The sequence below is a fragment of the Citrobacter sp. ANG330 genome, assembly GCF_047467925.1.
In the GTDB taxonomy this organism is placed as follows: Bacteria; Pseudomonadota; Gammaproteobacteria; order Enterobacterales; family Enterobacteriaceae; genus Citrobacter_A; species Citrobacter_A amalonaticus_G.
The window spans coordinates 671807-692322 of the sequence record NZ_JASJUI010000001.1 but is presented as its reverse complement, the minus strand read 5'-3'; the positions used below and the strand labels follow the sequence as shown (position 1 = coordinate 692322).

Annotated in this window: 19 protein-coding genes; 12 read left to right on the top strand and 7 right to left on the bottom strand. The window is 55.0% G+C overall.

The window, feature by feature from the left end:
- The first annotated feature begins 113 nt into the window (after positions 1 to 113).
- A complete protein-coding gene (gene mdtQ / locus QNN88_RS03495) occupies positions 114 to 1553 on the top strand; it encodes a multidrug resistance outer membrane protein MdtQ (RefSeq protein WP_414238971.1) in 1440 nt (479 codons plus the stop codon).
- A 67-nt stretch (positions 1554 to 1620) separates the two neighbouring features.
- Positions 1621 to 2382 (top strand): SDR family oxidoreductase, encoded by a 762-nt coding sequence (locus tag QNN88_RS03490; protein ID WP_414238970.1) that lies wholly within the window; start codon positions 1621 to 1623, stop codon positions 2380 to 2382.
- Positions 2383 to 2387: 5 nt separating this feature from the next.
- Here QNN88_RS03490 and QNN88_RS03485 read toward each other — a convergent pair whose 3' ends face one another.
- Entirely contained in the window at positions 2388 to 2957 is a 570-nt protein-coding gene (locus QNN88_RS03485) for a DedA family protein (protein WP_414238969.1), read from the bottom strand.
- A gap of 163 nt (positions 2958 to 3120) precedes the next feature.
- Here QNN88_RS03485 and QNN88_RS03480 point away from each other — a divergent pair, with 163 nt between their 5' ends.
- Complete coding sequence (locus QNN88_RS03480; RefSeq protein WP_414238968.1) at positions 3121 to 3708, top strand: Yip1 family protein; 588 nt, start codon at positions 3121 to 3123, stop codon at positions 3706 to 3708.
- Between the two features lie 165 nt (positions 3709 to 3873).
- Positions 3874 to 4821: a D-alanyl-D-alanine endopeptidase gene (gene pbpG, locus QNN88_RS03475; protein ID WP_414238967.1), complete on the top strand. Its 948-nt coding sequence runs from the start codon at positions 3874 to 3876 to the stop codon at positions 4819 to 4821.
- A 136-nt stretch (positions 4822 to 4957) separates the two neighbouring features.
- Here the strand turns inward: pbpG and QNN88_RS03470 are convergent, their stop codons facing one another.
- Positions 4958 to 5512 (bottom strand): N-acetyltransferase family protein, encoded by a 555-nt coding sequence (locus tag QNN88_RS03470; RefSeq protein ID WP_414238966.1) that lies wholly within the window; start codon positions 5510 to 5512, stop codon positions 4958 to 4960.
- A 102-nt stretch (positions 5513 to 5614) separates the two neighbouring features.
- On the bottom strand, positions 5615 to 7345 hold the full coding sequence (gene dld, locus QNN88_RS03465) for a D-lactate dehydrogenase (protein ID WP_414238965.1): 1731 nt from the start codon (positions 7343 to 7345) through the stop codon (positions 5615 to 5617).
- 216 nt (positions 7346 to 7561) lie between these two features.
- On the opposite strand from dld, the gene bglX reads away from it, so the two are divergent.
- From bglX to QNN88_RS03440, 5 genes are all read left to right on the top strand, one after another.
- Positions 7562 to 9859: a beta-glucosidase BglX gene (gene bglX / locus QNN88_RS03460; protein ID WP_414238964.1), complete on the top strand. Its 2298-nt coding sequence runs from the start codon at positions 7562 to 7564 to the stop codon at positions 9857 to 9859.
- Positions 9860 to 9998: 139 nt separating this feature from the next.
- The gene (locus tag QNN88_RS03455) at positions 9999 to 10916 is read left to right on the top strand and encodes an ABC transporter substrate-binding protein (RefSeq protein WP_196010371.1); all 918 of its coding nucleotides are present in this window, start codon (positions 9999 to 10001) and stop codon (positions 10914 to 10916) included.
- A gap of 15 nt (positions 10917 to 10931) precedes the next feature.
- Positions 10932 to 12098, top strand: coding sequence for an ABC transporter permease (locus QNN88_RS03450; RefSeq protein WP_414238963.1), 1167 nt, complete (start codon positions 10932 to 10934; stop codon positions 12096 to 12098).
- Positions 12091 to 13038 (top strand): ABC transporter ATP-binding protein, encoded by a 948-nt coding sequence (locus QNN88_RS03445; protein WP_414238962.1) that lies wholly within the window; start codon positions 12091 to 12093, stop codon positions 13036 to 13038. Before QNN88_RS03450 ends, QNN88_RS03445 begins: the two co-directional genes overlap by 8 nt.
- Entirely contained in the window at positions 13022 to 13753 is a 732-nt protein-coding gene (locus tag QNN88_RS03440) for an ABC transporter permease (RefSeq protein WP_414238961.1), read from the top strand. The genes QNN88_RS03445 and QNN88_RS03440 overlap by 17 nt, the downstream gene beginning before the upstream one ends.
- Here QNN88_RS03440 and QNN88_RS03435 read toward each other — a convergent pair.
- Both QNN88_RS03435 and mlrA read right to left on the bottom strand, forming a co-directional pair.
- The gene (locus tag QNN88_RS03435) at positions 13734 to 13841 is read right to left on the bottom strand and encodes a protein YohO (protein WP_003027354.1); all 108 of its coding nucleotides are present in this window, start codon (positions 13839 to 13841) and stop codon (positions 13734 to 13736) included. The two genes, QNN88_RS03440 and QNN88_RS03435, sit on opposite strands and share 20 nt — an antisense overlap.
- Before the next feature lie 59 nt (positions 13842 to 13900).
- On the bottom strand, positions 13901 to 14632 hold the full coding sequence (mlrA, locus tag QNN88_RS03430) for an HTH-type transcriptional regulator MlrA (protein ID WP_196010367.1): 732 nt from the start codon (positions 14630 to 14632) through the stop codon (positions 13901 to 13903).
- A 222-nt stretch (positions 14633 to 14854) separates the two neighbouring features.
- Here mlrA and QNN88_RS03425 point away from each other — a divergent pair, with 222 nt between their 5' ends.
- The 3 genes from QNN88_RS03425 to QNN88_RS03415 are packed head-to-tail and all read left to right on the top strand — an operon-like array spanning position 14855 to position 17773.
- A complete protein-coding gene (locus QNN88_RS03425; protein ID WP_196010366.1) occupies positions 14855 to 16540 on the top strand; it encodes a sensor histidine kinase in 1686 nt (561 codons plus the stop codon).
- A complete protein-coding gene (gene btsR, locus QNN88_RS03420) occupies positions 16537 to 17256 on the top strand; it encodes a two-component system response regulator BtsR (RefSeq protein ID WP_196010365.1) in 720 nt (239 codons plus the stop codon). The genes QNN88_RS03425 and btsR overlap by 4 nt, the downstream gene beginning before the upstream one ends.
- Before the next feature lie 46 nt (positions 17257 to 17302).
- The gene (locus tag QNN88_RS03415) at positions 17303 to 17773 is read left to right on the top strand and encodes a DUF1456 family protein (RefSeq protein WP_196010364.1); all 471 of its coding nucleotides are present in this window, start codon (positions 17303 to 17305) and stop codon (positions 17771 to 17773) included.
- Between the two features lie 40 nt (positions 17774 to 17813).
- On the opposite strand, the gene QNN88_RS03410 is transcribed toward QNN88_RS03415, so the two are convergent.
- Positions 17814 to 18272 (bottom strand): YehR family lipoprotein, encoded by a 459-nt coding sequence (locus QNN88_RS03410; protein WP_414238960.1) that lies wholly within the window; start codon positions 18270 to 18272, stop codon positions 17814 to 17816.
- 199 nt (positions 18273 to 18471) lie between these two features.
- Complete coding sequence (metG, locus tag QNN88_RS03405; RefSeq protein ID WP_414238959.1) at positions 18472 to 20505, bottom strand: methionine--tRNA ligase; 2034 nt, start codon at positions 20503 to 20505, stop codon at positions 18472 to 18474.
- Between the last annotated feature and the right edge of the window lie 11 nt (positions 20506 to 20516).

Here is a 20516-nt window from a genome sequence, read left to right as displayed (position 1 = left end):
ATATTTTGCCAGTTGTGACTTTTCATTGCCGAAGATGTTATGCCACGCGTAACTAAAAAAGAGCTCACAACAACGGGTAAGCTCCGCGCACCTTTTTTTACCAGAACTTCTTCATGAATCGTGACTCTTTTCACGCGCTGCACGCGTGTTTTCCTCTGCTCATTTTGCTGGCGGGATGTGCGCCCATGCACGACACCGCACCGACGCTGGCACAACAACTTCCGGCCTCACACGTCAATGCTGCGCTGCCTTCTGCACTGGCTCACGGCTGGCCAGGCAGCCAGTGGTGGCAGGACTACCATGACGCGCAGTTGAACAACTTAGTCAAGAATGCGCTGGCAAATTCGCCGGATATGCAGGTCGCGGAACAGCGGATCAGACTGGCCGAAGCGCAGGCTAAAGCCGTTGAAGCCCAGGACGGGCCGCAGATTGATTTCTCCGCGAATGCCGAACGGCAGAAAATGTCCGCGGAAGGCATCATGGGGCCGTTTGCCCTGAACGATCCGGCGGCGGGCACCACTGGACCGTGGTATACCAACGGCACCTTCGGCTTAACCGCCGGTTGGGACCTCGATTTGTGGGGCAAAAACCGGGCGGAAGTGACGGCGCGAATCGGCGTTGTGAAGGCGCAGGAAGCCGAGCGTGAACAGACCCGTCAGCTTTTAGCCAGCAGCGTGGCTCGCCTCTACTGGGAGTGGCAGACGCAGGCGTCACTCAGCAAGCTGCTGACGCAAATAGAACAGGAACAACGCACGATCATTAATACCGATCGCCAGCTGTACCAGAACGGCATTACCTCTTCCGTTGAAGGGGTTGAAACGGATATTGATGACAGCAAAACACAGCAACAGCTCAATGACGTCGCCGGAAAGATGAAAGCGATCGAGGCGCGTCTGAGCGCGCTGACTAATACCCAGTCGGCGGCGCTGAAGCTACATCCGGTGAGCTTGCCGAAAGTGGAAAGCCAGTTACCGACGCAACTGGGCTACTCCTTACTGGCGCGCAGGGCGGATTTGCAGGCGGCGCACTGGGTGATCGAATCCTCAATGAGCAGCGTGGAGGCGGCGAAAGCGGCGTTCTATCCTGACGTCAACCTGATGGCCTTTTTACAGCAGGATGCATTGCACCTGAGCGATCTGTTCCGCAGTTCCGCCCAGCAGATGGGGGTGACAGCCGGGCTGACGCTGCCGATCTTCGACAGCGGGAGACTAAATGCCAGCCTTGATATTGCCCAGGCGCAGAACAACTTGTCGATCGCCCGTTATAACAAAGCCGTCGTTGATGCGGTAAATGACGTGGCGCGCACGGCCAGTCAGGTGGAAACGCTGATGCAAAAAAATCAGCACCAGCAGCAGATTGAGCATGACGCAGAACGGGTGGTTTCACTGGCGCAGGCGCGCTTTAGCGCCGGGATCATCGCCGGTTCCCGCGTTAGCCAGGCTAAAATCCCCGCCCTGCGTGAACAAGGGAATGGCCTGATTTTGCAAGGTCAGTGGCTGGATGCCTCCATCCAGCTTACCAGCGCGCTTGGCGGTGGTTACCATCATTCCTGATTATTTCGGTTGCTTCGAAGAGAGTTTCTATACTTAAGGCTCAGTTCTGTTGCAACCGGAGGATGATATGGCAAAAGCGGCAATCGTGACGGCTTCCGATTCAGGTATTGGCAAGGCGTGCGCCCTTCAGTTAGCGAAAGCGGGGTTTGATATCGGCATCACCTGGCATTCCGACGAGCAGGGCGCGCGTGATACCGCCCGCGAGGTGGAAAGTCATGGCGTCCGGGCAGAAACCCTTCAACTGGACCTGAGCCAGCTGCCGCAAGGCGCGCAGGCGCTGGAACACCTGATCGCACGCTTTGGGCAGCTCGACGTGCTGGTCAATAACGCGGGAACAATGAACAAATCCGCATTCCTTGAGACCTCCTTTGACGACTGGCGGCAGATATTTACGGTCGATGTCGATGGGGCGTTTCTCTGCTCACAGCTGGCGGCCCGCCAGATGGTGAAGCAGGGGCAGGGTGGGCGCATCATCAATATTACCTCGGTGCACGAACATACGCCGTTACCCGAGGCCAGCGCCTACACGGCGGCGAAACATGCTCTCGGCGGACTCACCAAAGCCATGGCGCTTGAGCTGGTCCGCCACAACATTCTGGTTAACGCCGTAGCGCCTGGGGCGATTGCCACGCCGATGAATGATATGGATGACAGTGACGTTAAGCCGGGAACCGAGCCGTCAATCCCGCTGGGAAGACCTGGGGCGACGCGGGAAATCGCCAGTCTGGTCGCCTGGCTGTGCTCGGAAGAGGCGGGTTATACCACCGGGCAATCGTTTATTGTGGATGGGGGATTTATGCTGGCCAATCCCCAGTTCAGGCCGGAATAACCCGCTTACCCCACCTGTTTACGGCTGCGGCGTTTCAGCCACCAGCGGACGCCGATCACCAGCACCACCGCCAGAACCAGCCAAATCCAGTGTTTCAGGTGCTGGTCGAGGTTGTGCAACCATGGCGCGATCACTTCGCCACCCATATAGCCCAGGGTGGTGAAGATCAGCGCCCAGACCAGCGCGCCGAGGATATTCAGCGGTAAAAAAATTTTTGGCGGTAGATGGCTGGCGCCAATCAGCAGCGGGCCGATCACACGAAACCCATACATAAACCGGGTGCCAATCACGAACAGGTACGGGCGGCGCTGGATCATCTTCTGCGCATGACGAATTTTGTCACGGTGTCGCCCGAAGCGGCGCAGGATCCTGCCACCGAAGCGGCGTCCCAGCAGATAGAGCAACTGGTCGCCGATCATGCCGCCTAAGGCCACGGAAATAACCACAAGCGGGAATTTGAGTAAACCCTGATGAGCCGCCACGCCGCCCAGCAGAGTAATGGTTTCACCTTCAGCCAGACTCCCGATCACCAGCGCGGCATAACCGTATTGTGCAATAAAACTGTTTATATCCATACGTCTGTATGACCTCCACGTCTGTAAGCATACACCCTCAGAATACCGGTTGCCCAAAAAGGGCCCTCATGCGCGGCGGCATTTCTTCGTCTGTTCAATAAATAATCGAAAAGCTGAATTATACTTGAGGTGTTAGGTTCACGGCTGACAACAAGGGGGCGGTATGAACCATGTCTGGGGGCTGTTTTCCCATCCCAATCGTGAAATGCAGGTGATCAACAGCGAGAACGAAACGGTTTCGCATCACTATACCCACCATGTTCTGTTAATGGCGGCGATCCCGGTCATTTGCGCCTTTATTGGTACGACGCAAATCGGCTGGAATTTTGGCGACGGCACGGTCCTGAAGCTTTCTCTGTTTACCGGACTGGCACTGGCTGTCCTGTTCTATGCCGTGATGCTGGCGGGCGTGGCGGTCATGGGGCGTGTGATCTGGTGGATGGCGCGAGGGTATCCGCAGCGTCCATCCCTGACGCATTGTATGGTGTTTGCCGGTTATGTGGCGACGCCGCTGTTTCTCAGCGGTCTGGTGGCGCTGTATCCGCTGGTGTGGCTTTGCGCATTCGTCGGGACGGTAGCGTTGTTCTATACCGGCTATCTGCTTTATCTGGGCATTCCGACATTCCTCAATATCAATAAGGAAGAGGGGTTGAGTTTCTCCAGTTCAACGCTGGCTATCGGTGTACTGGTACTCGAAGTGCTGCTCGCGCTGACCGTTATCCTGTGGGGCTATGGATACCGTTTGTTCTGACTCTCGTGCTGCGTTGCTGGTGTAAAAGTCAGCAATGCAGCATTTCCTGACGAATCTCTTCTGGCGGCAATGTTCTTAGCTCGCTATGATTTGTCTGCTAGCCTGAGCCACCCTGACTCCGGCGGTGCGTGTCAACACGCGTGAATCATTTTTTGAAATCTCATCATGCTGAAATTCCGAGTTTCCATACTGAGCCTGGCGCTGATGCTGGCTGTGCCTTTTGCGCCGCAAGCGCTGGCAAAAACGGCGGCGACTGCCACGGCGTCTCAACCGGAGATCGCCTCCGGTAGTGCGATGATCGTGGATCTGAACACCAATAAGGTGATCTATGCCAATCATCCGGATCTGGTACGTCCGATTGCGTCAATAACCAAATTAATGACGGCGATGGTGGTGCTTGATGCGCGACTACCGCTGGATGAAAAACTGAAAGTGGATATCAGCCAGACGCCGGAGATGAAAGGGATCTACTCTCGCGTGCGACTGAACAGTGAAATCAGCCGTAAAAATATGTTACTGCTGGCGCTGATGTCCTCGGAAAACCGGGCGGCAGCGAGCCTGGCGCACCACTATCCTGGCGGCTATAACGCATTTATTAAAGCGATGAATGCGAAGGCAAAAGCGCTGGGCATGACCCGCACGCGTTTCGTCGAGCCGACCGGTTTGTCGATTCACAACGTCTCAACCGCGCACGATCTCACCAAATTGTTGATTGCCAGCAAGCAGTATCCGTTGATCGGGCAACTGAGCACCACGCGGGAAGATATGGCGACCTTCGCCAACCCGGCGTATACGCTTCCGTTTCGCAATACCAACCATCTGGTGTATCGCGATAACTGGAATATTCAGCTTACCAAAACCGGCTTTACCAATGCGGCGGGGCATTGCCTTGTGATGCGCACGGTTATCAATAACAAACCGGTGGCGTTGGTAGTGATGGATGCCTTCGGTAAGTACACCCATTTTGCCGATGCCAGTCGTTTACGTACCTGGATTGAAACCGGAAAAGTGATGCCGGTTCCGGCGGCGGCGTTGAGCTATAAAAAGCAGAAAGCGGCGCAGATGGCCGCTTCGGGTAGCAGCGCGGGTGAGCAGACCGCGCAAAACGACTGATGCTGCACCAGGCCGAAGAAGGCGAAGTCGTCGTTGAAAATAGCCTGATGACGCTTCGCTTATCAGGCCTATGAAGGTATCTCAGCCGTAGGCCGGATAAGGCAGTTATACCGTCTCCGGCATGGATAACAAAACCTTACTCCGGCAGCGTCCAGTCACCTTCATTGAGTGGGCGCTGCATTATCAACGTATCCCGCCAGTCTCCCTTCTTATAGCCGACGCTACGCAACTGCCCGGCAATCTCGAAACCGTGCTTTTTATGCAGTCGCAGCGACCCGGGATTGTTATGCCCGTCGCCGATCACCGCCACCATCTGCCGCCACGGGCCTTCTTCACAGCGGGTGATGAGCGTGTGCATCAGTAGGCTGCCGACACCGCGCCCGGTCATGCTGGCATCGACGTAAATCGACTCTTCGAGCGTATAACGGTAGGCCGGGCGGGGGCGGTACTGCGTCGCATAACAATAGCCAACGATCACGCCGCGATAGAGCGCCACCAGCCAGGGTAAACCGTATTGTTCAACCTTATGCATCCGCTGGCGCATCTCGGCCACCGTTGGCGGGATTTCTTCAAAAGAGGCACGGCCATTCAAAACGTGCCATGCATACAGCGAGGAGATCGCCTCTACGTCATCGGGCAGTGCGTCGCGCACCACAATATCGTTTTCAGAAAGCGTATCGGCAGCAGACATGATTCTCACCTTTGGCATAAAAAGCCGGAGCGAGAGCTCCGGCACATGTCATTACTTTTGCACGATATTTCGCGCAGATCCAGCCTGCGCCATCTGGCAGATTTACTGAACGTGTTCGGAGGATGGCGCTTTCCAGAATTTTTGCTTACTGGTCTTGCCAATTCCGGGATTCATACTGTTGGTGGGGTCATTTTCGCGATAAAAACGGGTCAGAGTTTCCGGGGCTTCGTACAGATGTCCGACGTTATGCTCCGCCGGATATTGCGCACCGCGCTGTTGCAGCAGTTCCAGCATTTTTTCTTTCAGCGCATGAGCATCCACACCTTTCTTCACGATGTAATCCTGATGGAAGACGTAGCACATGAAATGCCCGTAATAGAGTTTATGCACCAACTGGCTGTCGATTTCTGCTGGCAGATGTTCATACCATTCGGTGTCATTGCGGCGCAGGGCGATGTCCAGCGCCAGAATATCCTCCACCTCGTCAGCATGTACCGCCTGATAGCGAATAGCGGCACCCGCCGCTGCAAAGCGGTGCAGAAACGCTTTGCTCCCTTCTTCCGGCGTACAGGCAAAAAAGTCGCCTTCTGCGGTTTTGAAAAATTCACCGAGCCAGTTTTGCGCTTCAGCTACGCCATCGCCTGCCATTTTCAGCAGCAGATGATGTTCATATTTATCGCGCCAGCTTTTCATGCGCGCCGGAAGGTGGCTTGGGAACAGATGCCCAAACTTCTGCATCGCGCGATCGGTAAAGTGCGGACGAAAGATTTTCACCTTTTCCAGCAGCGCATCGGTGCGGCCCTTCAGAGTAAAGAAGAACGGCATTTTGTCGGTGCCAAGCTTATCAATCATCAGAAACGTATCTTTACCGTACTGCTCGGCAATGTCATAGATGTCGCGGTGCATGTATTCACCCGCCACTGGCAGATTATCGAACTTCGCCAGAATATGGCGGCGGATCTCCGTCAGCACCTCGGGTTGGTTGGTGCCGATGTAAAAGACCTGCTGGTTTTTTTCCGCTTCAAAGGTGTCGAGGCGCACAGCAAAGACAGCCAGCTTCCCGGCACAGCCCGAGGATTCGAACAGACGATCCGGATCGGCGTTATAGCGTGCGGGCGTATCGGCGTCGATATCTCTGACGCGAGTGATGTAGTCGTGGTCATGCGCGTGTCGCCCGTCGTGGCGCACGTTTTCTTCTTTAATCCGCTCATCGTCCAATTGACTGAGGATCTGCTCTGGCGTTTGCCCCAGGTCGATCCCCAGATGATTAACCAGTTGCAGCTTGCCATTTTCATCAATACGGGCAAACAGGGACATTTCAGTGTACGCCGGGCCTCTTTGCACCAGCGAACCGCCGGAGTTATTACAGATCCCCCCAATGACCGACGCGCCGATGCACGACGAACCAATCACTGAATGCGGTTCGCGTCCCAGCGGTTTCAGCGCTTTTTCCAGCGAATATAAGGTGGTGCCGGGATACGCCAGCACCTGCTCGCCTTTGCCCAACACATGCAGCTTGTCGAGGCGCAGGGTGCTGATAATCACAATCTCGCGGTCGTAATCATTGCCGTTAGGCGTGGAGCCTTCGGTCAGCCCGGTATTGGCGGCCTGCATCAGAATAATTTTATCGGCGTTGACGCAGGCGTTCAGTACGCGCCAGAGTTCCAGTAGCGAGCCGGGGAAAACCACAGCCAGGGCATCGCCCTGACCAGAACGGAAACCTTTGCGATAGCGGGCCGTTTTAGCCGGTTCAGTCAGCAGGTGTGAATGTCCCACCAGGCGGGCGAGCTCATTCAGGAAGGTTTTATTATCAGTTGTTGTAATGGAAGACATTCTCCACTCCTTGTGGTGGGACAAAATATCAGGTTCAAGCATAGCGCTTTGTATGACAATACGCTTTCTCATTCACGCTGTCTTTGAATTGGCGGCGTTGAAAATTAAGAGAATAACCTTAGCTTTCTGCGCCGCTGCCGTTTAGGCTTACGGCAAAATGCGGTTTTTGCTATATTTTCGCTGCCACGTCGGGCTTTAGAGAAAGAGAGAATCAACATGAAATGGCTATGTTCTGTAGGTGTCGCAGTCAGTCTGGCGGTGCAACCCGCGCTGGCGGAGGAGCTGTTCGGTAACCATCCGCTGACCCCGGAAGCGCGGGACGCGTTCGTCACCCAGTTGCTGACGAAAATGACCGTCGATGAAAAGATTGGTCAGTTGCGTTTAATCAGCGTCGGTCCGGATAACCCGAAAGAGGCGATCCGCGAGATGATCAAAGACGGCCAGGTCGGGGCGATTTTTAACACCGTCACCCGGCAGGATATCCGCAAAATGCAGGATCAGGTGATGGAACTGAGCCGCCTGAAAATCCCTCTCTTTTTCGCCTACGACGTGCTGCACGGCCAGCGTACCGTCTTCCCGATTAGCCTCGGTCTGGCGTCCTCTTTTAATCTCGACGCGGTGAAAACGGTTGGACGCATCTCGGCGTATGAGGCCGCTGACGACGGGCTGAACATGACCTGGGCGCCGATGGTCGATGTCTCCCGCGACCCTCGCTGGGGACGCGCCTCGGAAGGCTTTGGCGAAGATACGTATCTGACCTCCATCATGGGCAAAACCATGGTGGAAGCGATGCAGGGTAAAAGCCCGGCGGATCGCTATTCAGTGATGACCAGCGTTAAGCACTTCGCCGCCTACGGCGCCGTGGAGGGGGGCAAAGAATACAACACCGTGGACATGAGCTCGCAGCGCCTGTTTAACGACTACATGCCGCCGTACAAAGCCGGTCTGGATGCGGGGAGCGGCGCGGTGATGGTGGCGCTGAACTCGCTGAACGGCACACCGGCGACCTCTGACGCCTGGCTGCTGAAAGACATTCTGCGCGACAAGTGGGGCTTCAAAGGCATTACCGTCTCTGATCACGGTGCCATCAAAGAGCTGATTAAACACGGCACGGCCTCCGATCCGGAAGATGCTGTCCGTGTGGCGCTGAAGTCCGGCATTAACATGAGCATGAGCGACGAGTATTACAGCAAGTATCTGCCGGGGCTGATCAAATCCGGCAAAGTGACAATGGCGGAGCTGGATGACGCGGCGCGTCATGTCCTCAATGTGAAATATGACATGGGGCTGTTTAACGATCCGTACAGCCACCTCGGGGCGAAAGAGTCCGATCCGGTGGATACCAACGCCGAGAGCCGACTGCACCGCAAAGAAGCGCGTGAAGTGGCGCGTGAAAGTCTGGTACTGCTGAAAAATCGCCTTGAAACGTTGCCGCTGAAAAAATCGGGCACCATCGCGGTGGTCGGCCCGCTGGCGGACAGCAAACGTGACGTGATGGGCAGTTGGTCCGCCGCAGGGGTTGCCGACCAGTCCGTGACGGTTCTCACCGGCATTAAAAATGCGCTGGGTGCAAACGGGAAAGTGGTGTACGCCCACGGGGCCAACGTCACTAACGATAAAGACATCGTTACCTTCCTTAATCAGTATGAAGACGCGGTGAAGGTGGATCCCCGTTCTCCTCAGGAGATGATTGATGAAGCCGTCACGGCGGCGAAGCAGTCTGATGTGGTTGTCGCCGTAGTGGGTGAGGCGCAGGGCATGGCACATGAAGCGTCAAGCCGCACCGATATCACGCTGCCACAGAGCCAGCGTGACCTGATCGCGGCACTGAAAGCGACCGGCAAACCGCTGGTGCTGGTGCTGATGAACGGACGTCCGCTGGCGCTGGTGAAAGAAGATCAACAGGCCGATGCGATTCTGGAAACCTGGTTTGCCGGGACAGAAGGCGGCAACGCGATTGCCGACGTGCTGTTTGGCGACTACAACCCGTCGGGCAAGCTGCCCATGTCTTTCCCGCGCTCGGTGGGGCAGATCCCGACTTATTACAGCCACCTCAACACCGGTCGTCCGTATAACGCCGACAAACCGAACAAATACACCTCTCGCTATTTTGACGAAGCGAACGGCCCGCTCTATCCGTTTGGTTATGGTCTGAGCTACACCACGTTTACCGTCTCTGACGTGTCGCTTTCAGCACCCACGATGAAACGTGACGGCAGCGTGACCGCAAGCGTTCAGGTCACCAATACCGGCAAGCGTGAAGGTGAGACGGTGATCCAGATGTATGTGCAGGATGTCACTGCGTCCATGAGCCGACCGGTCAAAGAGCTGAAAGGCTTTAAGAAAGTGAACCTTAAACCTGGCGAAACGCAAACCGTCAGCTTCCCGATTGATATCAATGCGCTGAAGTTCTGGAATCAGCAGATGACGTTCGATGCTGAACCCGGCAAGTTCAACGTCTTTATCGGCGTCGATTCTGCCCGCGTGAAGCAGGGGACGTTTGAATTGCTGTAACTGATACAGGGGAACTCACCCGTGGGTTCCCCTTGTGAGTGCAGTGAAAAATCGGAAATGTTGGGTTAACAGAGCACTTTTCGACTATGCTTTTCCCTCAAGTCGCTGAAAAAGGCGACAAAAAGATGAGGAAAGCATCATGACAATCTCAAAGGTCTGGGCCGGTTCGCTGGCGCTGTTAGCGGCAGTGAGCTTACCCTTGCAGGCGGCATCGCCGGTGAAGGTTGGGTCGAAAATTGATACCGAAGGCGCACTGCTTGGCAACATCATTTTGCAGGTGCTGGAAAGCCACGACGTCAAAACGGTGAATAAGGTCCAGTTGGGCACCACGCCGGTCGTACGTGGGGCAATTACCTCGGGTGAACTGGATATCTACCCTGAATACACCGGCAACGGCGCGTTTTTCTTCAAAGATGAAAACGATCCGGCATGGAAAAACGCGCAAGCGGGCTTTGAGAAAGTTAAAAAACTCGATGCAGAGCAGAATAAGCTGGTCTGGTTAACGCCAGCACCGGCTAACAATACCTGGACTATCGCGGTGCGTAGCGATGTCGCACAACAGAATAAACTCACTTCACTGGCCGATCTCGGACGTTACCTGAAAGAGGGCGGCACCTTCAAACTGGCCGCCTCCGCTGAATTTATCGAGCGTGCTGACGCGCTGCCCGCTTTCGAAAAAGCCTACGATTTCAAACTCAGTCAGGATCAGTTGCTGTCGCTGGCGGGGGGTGACACGGCGGTTACCATTAAAGCCGCCGCGCAGCAAACGTCCGGCGTCAACGCTGCGATGGCTTACGGTACGGATGGTCCGGTCGCCGCGCTGGGGCTGCAGACCTTAAGCGATCCCAAAGGCGTACAACCCATTTATGCACCAGCCCCGGTCGTGCGTGAGGCGGTATTGAAGGAATACCCGCAAATGGCGGAATGGCTGCAACCGGTGTTTGCCAGCCTGGATGAAAAAACGTTGCAACAACTTAATGCCAGCATTGCCGTTGAAGGGTTAGACGCCAAAAAAGTGGCGGCGGACTATCTGAAACAAAAGGGATGGGTGAAGTAAAGGGACTGAAAAAGGTTGGGTGATGTGTCAAAAGTGAGTATTCAGCGCGTTCTGTTACTGCTGGTTGTGCTTTCTGCCGCCGCCGTCGCGCTGCCGTTTGTGAACTATGCCCCGAATCGCCTGGTATCGGGAGAGGGGCGTCAGCTCTGGACTCTGTGGCCCGGTTCGGTGTCGGTGCTCACCGGTGCGGGCTGCGCCTTGCTGACCTTGTGCTTCGTGCCGGGAAGAAAAGGGGCGGTAGGCACGCTGGCGGTGGCGCAACTGCTGGTGATCCTGATGTTGTGCAGCGTCGGCAAGGCGGCGACATATCTGGCTGAAACCGGGACACCGCTGGCGCGAACCAGTGTGGGAAGCGGTCTGTGGCTGGGGCTCGCGCTGGGATTGCTGGCCTGCAGTGACGCCATCCGGCGAATTACCGCACAACCCCTCTGGCGTTGGGTTTTACATGCGCAGATAGCGATCATTCCCGTCGCACTCTTGTTGACGGGGACCTTCGATAACCTCTCTTTACTCAAAGAGTACGCTAACCGTCAGGATGTCTTTGATGATGCGTTGGCTCAGCATCTTACATTGCTGTTCGGGACCGTGCTGCCCGCGCTGGTGATTGGCATCCCTCTCGGTATCGGGTGTTATTTTTTCCCGTCCCGCCAGGGGCCGGTGTTCACCGTTCTCAATGTTATCCAGACTGTTCCTTCCGTCGCTCTGTTCGGCCTGTTAATTGCGCCGCTTGCCGGGCTGGTTAAAGCCTTTCCCTGGCTTGCGACAATGGGCGTAGCGGGAACCGGCATGACTCCGGCGCTGATCGCGCTGGTGCTGTATGCGCTTTTGCCACTGGTTCGCGGGGTGGTGGCCGGGCTGAATCAGGTTCCTCGTGATGTTCTCGAAAGCGCACGGGCGATGGGCATGAGCACCGCCCAGCGTTTCCTTCACGTGCAGTTGCCGCTGGCGTTGCCGGTCTTTTTACGTAGCCTGCGGGTGGTGATGGTGCAGACTGTCGGGATGGCCGTCATCGCAGCGCTGATTGGCGCGGGTGGTTTTGGCTCGCTGGTGTTTCAGGGACTGCTCAGTAGTGCCGTGGATCTGGTGCTGCTGGGAGTGATCCCGGTTATCGCACTGGCGGTACTGATTGATGCGCTGTTTGACTTAGGGATCGCACTGCTGAAGGTAACCCACCATGATTGAATTTAGCCACGTTAACAAAGCCTTTGGCGAGCACAACGCGGTTCGCGATCTTAACCTGCACATCCGGGAAGGCAGCTTCTCGGTATTGATTGGCACCTCGGGTTCAGGGAAATCCACCACCCTGAAAATGATTAACCGACTGGTGGAGCATGACAGCGGCCGGATCCGCTTTGCCGGAGAGGAAATTCGCAACCTGCCGGTGCTGGAACTGCGTCGGCGGATGGGGTACGCGATTCAGTCGATTGGCCTGTTTCCGCACTGGACGGTGGCGCAAAACATCGCCACCGTGCCGCAGTTGCTGAAGTGGTCACGCCGAAAAATAGATGAGCGGGTGACTGAATTAATGGCGTTGCTCGGGCTGGAGGAGGGGTTACGTGGGCGCTATCCGCACCAGCTTTCCGGAGGACAGCAGCAGCGCGTCGGCGTGGCGCGGGCGCTTGCCGCCGATCCGCAGGTGCTGTTGATGGATGAACCTTTCGGCGCGCTGGATCCGGTCACGCGCGGGGCATTGCAGCAGGAGATGACCCGCATCCACCGTCTGTTGGGGCGCACCATTGTGCTGGTGACGCACGACATTGATGAAGCGCTGCGCCTCGCGGAGCACCTGGTGCTGATGGACGGTGGCGAGATTGTTCAACAGGGGACGCCGCTGTCGATGCTGACGGCACCGGCGGGTGACTTTGTGCAGCAGTTTTTTGGTCGCAGTGAACTGGGAGTACGATTGCTGTCACTGAGAACGGTGGCGGACTATGTTCGCCGCGATGAACAGATTGCCGGTGAGGCATTGACGGAAGAGATGACATTACGCGATGCGCTTTCCGCGTTCGTCGCGCGCGGTTGCGAGGTGTTACCGGTGATCAATCAGCAGGGGACTGTCTGCGGGACGTTACATTTTCGCGATCTGCTTGTGGAGAGGGCGGTGCATGAAACGACTGCGTGATCCGCTGTTCTGGCTGATTGTTTTCTTCCTGTTGATGCTGGTGGGGTTACCGCACAGCCAGGCGATATTCGCCAGCCTGTTTCCCGAACTCCCGCGTCCGGTTTATCAACAGGAGAGCTTTCTCGCGCTGGCGCTGGCCCATTTCTGGCTGGTGGCTGTGTCGAGCCTGTTTGCGGTGGTGATTGGCGTCGGCGCCGGGATTGTGGTGACCCGGCCATGGGGAAAAGAGTTTCGTCCGCTGGTGGAGACCATTGCCGCCGTTGGACAAACCTTCCCGCCCGTCGCGGTACTGGCGATTGCGGTACCGGTGATGGGGTTTGGTCAGCAACCGGCCATTATCGCGCTGATTCTGTACGGGATTTTACCGGTTCTGCAAGCCACGCTGGCAGGGCTGGGTTCCATTTCAGCAAGCGTGCGGGAAATTGCCAGCGGCATGGGAATGAGTCCGGTACAACAGTTACGCAAGGTTGAACTGCCGCTGGCGGCGCCGGTGATTCTGGCGGGTATTCGCACATCGGTAATCATCAATATTGGCACGGCGACGATTGCCTCAACGGTAGGGGCCAGCACGCTCGGTACACCGATTATCATTGGGTTGAGCGGGTTCAATACGGCGTATGTCATTCAGGGCGCGCTGCTGGTCGCGCTGGCGGCGATCATCGTAGACCGCCTGTTCGAGCGGTTAGTTCTGCACCTTAGCCGGCACGCAGGATGAAGGTATAGCCTGCCAGCATCACACCGCCAATGCCGCCGATGGCCATCAGTAAAAAGAGGGTGATAACACCGATTTTCGCTGCGCTCATGATGTTCTCCTTATGTTAACCCAGAGATTATACAGAGAAGCGTAGCTGTTAATGAATCATTAAATGCCAAGTGGGAAAATATCGTGCCCTTCCGCACGCCAGGCATTCAGCTGCTGTTGCTGCGCTGATGTCTGATTTTCGCCACACCACACCAGTAAGGTGCGTCCTTCGAACAGGTCCGGGCGAAACTGGCTTAGCGAATGGGCCAGGACGTCAATTCGCCATCCTTGCTGACTGGCAACCCATCCTTCCAGCCACAGACGCGTGGTATCGTGAATATTCCAGCCGACCACCAGCGCGTCTTTGCCCTGTTTTTTTCGGGCGGAGGCGAGGCAAATAGCGATGTAATTGATCAGCACGCCGTCAAGGATCCCCAGGAGCGCCTGTAACGTGGGCTGTTGGCAGTGTAACCGCCGTCGTAGCGGAAGAAAAAGATGGGTGGTGAGCGTCTGCGCGGGGTAATCCTGCCCACGCTCTTTCAGCCAGACCCGCAGGCTGTGCAGATTGTTGTTTTGCAGATAGTGCAGCAGGATTTCTTGTTGTTCACGCCAGCCGTTTTGCAGGTCTACGTTTTCATTGCTCAGCAGCATTTTGACTTTGCTGACCTGCACGCCGTTATCTATCCAGCGTTTTATTTCACGAATTCTGTCAATATCCGAATCATTGAACAGACGATGTCCGCCGTCGGTGCGCTGCGGTTTCAATAATCCATAACGCCGCTGCCACGCGCGCAGCGTGACGGGGTTAATATCACAAAGCAAAGCCACTTCACCTATGGTGTAAAGCGCCATCTTTTTATCCTTGCTCGCGAGGGCCCAGTCTAACTTTAGTCGCTCTTTTTCGAACCAGGTAGTTTTGTCTGTTTTTTAATCAAACGAAGGGTGATAGTGTATTCGTACGAGCACATTTGAGTGATCGTTCTCACGAATTCCTCTTTTTTTGCAACAGTTCAAAGAAAGATTAACGTAGTCGATGTATGTTACGCGGTTTTAATCGAAGTGTGGTTTGCGGGTATGTACGAGTTTAATCTGGTGTTGCTGCTGCTTCAGCAGATGTGTGTGTTCCTGGTTATCGCATGGCTGATGAGTAAAACGCGTTTATTCATACCGTTGATGCAGGTTACCGTTCGCTTACCGCATAAGTTACTGTGCTACGTCACCTTCTCTATTTTCTGTATCCTCGGCACCTATTTTGGTCTGCATATAGACGATTCCATTGCTAACACCCGTGCAATTGGCGCAGTGATGGGCGGTCTGCTCGGCGGGCCGGTTGTCGGTGGACTGGTCGGCTTAACGGGCGGGCTGCACCGCTATTCGATGGGGGGAATGACGGCGCTCAGTTGCATGATCTCCACTATCGTCGAAGGGCTACTGGGCGGGCTGGTGCACAGCGTGCTGACGCGACGCGGACGTACCGATAAAGTCTTTAATCCGCTGACGGCAGGGGCGATCACGTTTGTCGCCGAAATGGTCCAGATGCTGATCATTTTGCTGATTGCCAGACCGTTTGACGATGCTTACCGGCTGGTCAGTAATATTGCCGCCCCCATGATGGTCACTAATACCGTGGGCGCGGCGCTGTTTATGCGCATTTTGCTCGACAAGCGAGCCATGTTTGAAAAATACACCTCCGCCTTTTCCGCCACTGCGCTAAAAGTGGCGGCCTCTACCGAGGGGATCCTGCGCCAGGGATTCAACGAAGTGAACAGCATGAAGGTGGCGCAGGTGCTGTATAAAGAACTTGATATTGGCGCGGTGGCCATTACCGATCGTGAGAAGCTGTTAGCCTTTACCGGGATTGGCGACGATCATCATCTGCCGGGCAGGCCGATCTCCTCCGGTTACACGCTGCGCGCCATCGAGACGGGTGAGGTGGTTTATGCTGACGGCAACGAAGTGCCATACCGCTGTTCACTGCACCCACAGTGCAAACTCGGCTCGACGCTGGTCATTCCCTTGCGCGGTGAAAACCAACGGGTGATGGGCACCATCAAGCTGTATGAAGCGAAAAACCGGCTGTTCAGTTCCATTAACCGAACGCTGGGTGAGGGGATTGCGCAGCTACTCTCAGCGCAGATCCTCGCCGGACAATATGAACGTCAGAAAGCGATGCTGACGCAGTCAGAAATCAAGCTGCTGCACGCGCAGGTTAACCCGCATTTTTTGTTTAATGCGCTCAACACTATTAAAGCGGTGGTGCGTCGGGACAGTGAACAGGCGGGCCAACTGGTGCAGGATCTTTCCACTTTCTTTCGTAAGAACTTAAAGCGCCCGTCGGAGGTCGTCACGCTGGCTGACGAAATTGAGCACGTCAATGCCTATCTGCAAATTGAGAAAGCACGTTTCCAGTCACGGCTGCAGGTGAGTTTAAACGTACCGGACGCGCTGGCCCACCAGCAGTTACCGGCCTTCACCCTGCAACCCATCGTCGAAAATGCCATTAAACACGGGACGTCGCAACTGCTGGGAACGGGCGAGGTGTCCATCACCGCTCGTCAGGAAGGGCAGTACCTGATGCTGGATATTGAAGATAACGCCGGGTTGTACCAACCCACCACCAATGCCAGCGGTCTGGGCATGAATCTGGTGGATAAGCGCCTGCGCGAACGGTTTGGCGATGACTATGGCATCAGCGTGGACTGCGAACCGGATTGCTTTACCCGAATAACCCTACGATTGCCCCTGGAGGAGAACGCATGATTAAAGTGCTGATTGTGGATGATGAGCCGTTAGCGCGGGAAAATCTGCGGATCCTGTTGCAGGAACAAAGCGATATTGAAATTGTGGGCGAGTGTGCCAATGCCGTGGAAGCGATTGGCGCAGTGCACAGATTGCACCCGGATGTGCTGTTTCTGGATATTCAAATGCCGCGTATAAGTGGGCTGGAAATGGTCGGCATGCTTGACCCGGAGCATCGTCCGTATATTGTCTTCCTGACCGCTTTTGACGAGTACGCCATTAAGGCCTTTGAAGAGCACGCCTTTGATTATCTGCTGAAACCGATAGAAGAGGCGCGGCTGGAGAAAACCCTTAGCCGTCTGCGCCAGGAGCGCAGCAAACAGGACGTGTCGGTGCTGCCGGAAAACCAGCAGTCGCTGAAGTTTATCCCCTGTAGCGGCCATAGCCGGATCTATCTGTTGCAAATGGACGATGTCGCCTTTGTCAGCAGCCGCCTGAGCGGCGTTTACGTGACCAGTAGCGAAGGCAAAGAAGGCTTTACGGAACTGACGCTCAGAACACTGGAAAGTCGCACACCGCTGCTGCGCTGCCATCGGCAGTATCTGGTTAACATGGCGCATTTACAGGAAATTCGTCTGGAAGATAACGGTCAGGCGGAGTTGATTCTACGTAACGGACTCACCGTTCCGGTCAGTCGCCGCTACCTGAAAAGTTTGAAAGAGGCGATTGGCCTGTAAAACTGGTACACTGCGCGCCATTGCATCATCGACAGTTGAAGGCTCTATGCTTAGTAACGATATTCTTCGTAGCCTGCGCTACACCCTGAAAGTGAATAATAACGACATGGTGCGTATTCTTGCGCTGGCCGAGATGGAATCCACCTCCGCGAATTTCGACACCTGGGTGACCAAAGAAGATGAAGAGGGGTTTGTCCGTTGCCCGGATATTATCCTTTCCGGATTTTTGAATGGTCTTATCTATGATAAGCGCGGTAAAGATGATTCAGCGCCAGAGCTGGCGCTTGAGCGTCGGGTGAACAACAATACGGTGCTGAAAAAGCTGCGTATCGCCTTTTCGCTGAAAACGGATGATATTCAGGCGATCATGACCCAACAAAACGTTCGCGTTTCAATGCCGGAAATCACTGCGATGATGCGTGCGCCGGATCATAAAAATTACCGCGAATGCGGCGATCAGTTTTTGCGCTATTTCTTGCGTGGCCTGACGGTACGTTTGCACGGCAATAAAGCCTAAAAAAAGCGACGACCAGGTATGCTCCCTGGTCGTCGTGTGATTATTTCACTTCTTTAAAGCCAGAGGCTTCCAGCATTTTCTGACTCTGCTTCATACTGATACCTTTGCCTGGGTCACCCGAGAATTGCGTGCCCAACACGCCCTGCAGCTTTTTAAAGTCAACTTTTTCCATGTCAACAGAAACGGTTTCTTCTGCGTAGTCATCCTTATAGGTCAACTTTTCTTCCACGCCGGGAATGTTTTGATATTTTTCGCTGATCGGACCCAGGATTTTCGCCGCATCTTCTTTGGTTTTTACCCCGACAGAAGCATAGTTGATTTTGTTCTCTGAGGTCTGCTTAATAACTTTGTCACCCTTGTAGGTATAGGTCATCACGATCTCAGTGCCATTGACGTCCGCTTTGAATGTTTTGCTTTCTTCCTTGTCGCCACATCCTGCCAGAGAGAAAACGAGAACTGACGCAAAAGCGACCGAAAAAAACGTATTTAATACTTTCATGTAAAACTCCATTTTATGAAACGTCGGGTGCTCAAAAATAAACCTTGCAGGGTATGTATACCAGAAATGAAGCAGGACGGGGAAATCGGGCTAAGGGAACTGTCTGAAAATAACGGGGAAAAGTCTGAAACTACGCAATCAAACGTCATATGCACGTGTCACGTAAAAAGCGCCGCGAGAGCGGCGCTTGAGAGAGGAATTATTTCACCTGATGCCCAGGCTTTGCGCCTTCATCCGGGGTTAACAGGAAGATATCTTTCCCGCCAGGCCCCGCGGCCATCACCATCCCTTCCGAGATGCCGAAGCGCATTTTACGCGGCGCCAGGTTTGCCACCATGATCGTATGACGACCAATCAGCACCTGCGGGTCCGGATAGGCAGAGCGAATGCCGGAGAAGACGTTACGCTTCTCACCGCCCAGATCCAGCGTCAGGCGCAGCAGTTTATCGGAACCCTCAACGAACTCGGCGTTTTCAATCAACGCCACGCGCAGATCCACTTTCGCGAAATCATCAAAGGTGATGGTGTCCTGAATCGGGAAGTCAGCCAGCGGGCCGGTCACCGGCGCAGACATCGCTTTAACCTCTTCTTTCGACGCTTCAACCAGCGCTTCTACCTGTTTCATATCGATACGGTTATACAGCGCTTTGAAGGTGTTCACCTTATGGCCGAGCAGCGGTTGCGCAATGGCATTCCAGTTCAGCTCCGTATTGAGGAACGCTTCTACGCGTTCGCTCAGCGTCGGCAACACCGGCTTCAGGTACGTCATCAGCACGCGGAACAGGTTGATGCCCATTGAGCAGATGGCCTGCAGATCGGCGTCGCGGCCTTCCTGTTTCGCCACAACCCACGGAGCCTGTTCGTCAACATAGCGGTTTGCGACATCCGCCAGCGCCATGATTTCGCGAATGGCCTTGCCGAACTCACGGCTTTCCCACGCTTCACCAATCACCGTTGCCGCGTCGGTAAAGGTTTTATATAACGCCGGATCGGCCAGTTCCGCTGCCAGCACGCCATCAAAACGCTTATTGATAAAGCCGGCGTTACGGGATGCCAGGTTGACCACTTTGTTGACGATATCGGCGTTCACGCGCTGAACGAAATCTTCCAGATTCAGGTCGATGTCATCAATGCGCGAAGAGAGCTTCGCGGTGTAGTAGTAACGCAGGCTGTCGGCGTCAAAGTGGTTCAGCCAGGTACTGGCCTTAATAAAGGTGCCGCGGGATTTAGACATCTTCGCGCCGTTGACCGTAACATAGCCATGTACAAACAGGTTTGTCGGTTTACGGAAGTTGCTGCCTTCCAGCATCGCCGGCCAGAACAGGCTGTGGAAGTAGACGATGTCTTTACCGATGAAATGATACAGTTCGGCAGTTGAGTCTTTCTTCCAGTATTCGTCGAAGCTTACGGTGTCACCGCGCTTGTCGCAAAGGTTTTTGAACGAGCCCATGTAGCCGATTGGCGCATCCAGCCAGACATAGAAATATTTGCCCGGCGCATTCGGGATTTCAAAACCAAAGTAAGGGGCATCGCGGGAGATATCCCACTGTTGCAGGCCGGATTCAAACCATTCCTGCATTTTGTTCGCCACCTGCTCCTGCAGCGCGCCGCTACGGGTCCACGCCTGCAGCATTTCGCTAAACGACGGCAGGTCAAAGAAGAAGTGTTCAGAGTCACGCATGACCGGCGTCGCGCCAGAGACTACGGACTTCGGCTCGATCAGCTCTGTCGGGCTATAGGTCGCGCCGCAGACTTCACAGTTATCACCATACTGGTCCGGAGATTTACATTTCGGGCAGGTGCCTTTCACAAAACGGTCCGGCAGGAACATGCCTTTTTCCGGATCGTAGAGCTGAGAGATAGTGCGGTTTTTAATAAAACCGTTCTCTTTCAGACGCGTGTAGATCAGCTCAGACAGTTCCCGGTTCTCATCGCTGTGCGTGGAGTGGTAGTTGTCATAACTGATGTTGAACCCGGCGAAATCCGTCTGGTGTTCCTGACTCATTTCACCAATCATCTGCTCCGGGGTGATGCCAAGCTGCTGGGCTTTCAGCATAATCGGCGTGCCGTGGGCGTCGTCGGCGCAGATGAAGTTGACTTCGTGGCCGCGCATTCGCTGGTAACGGACCCAGACATCAGCCTGGATGTGCTCCAGCATATGGCCGAGGTGGATGGAGCCGTTGGCGTACGGCAGTGCGCACGTTACCAGAATTTTCTTCGCGACTTGAGTCATAGTGGGTATTA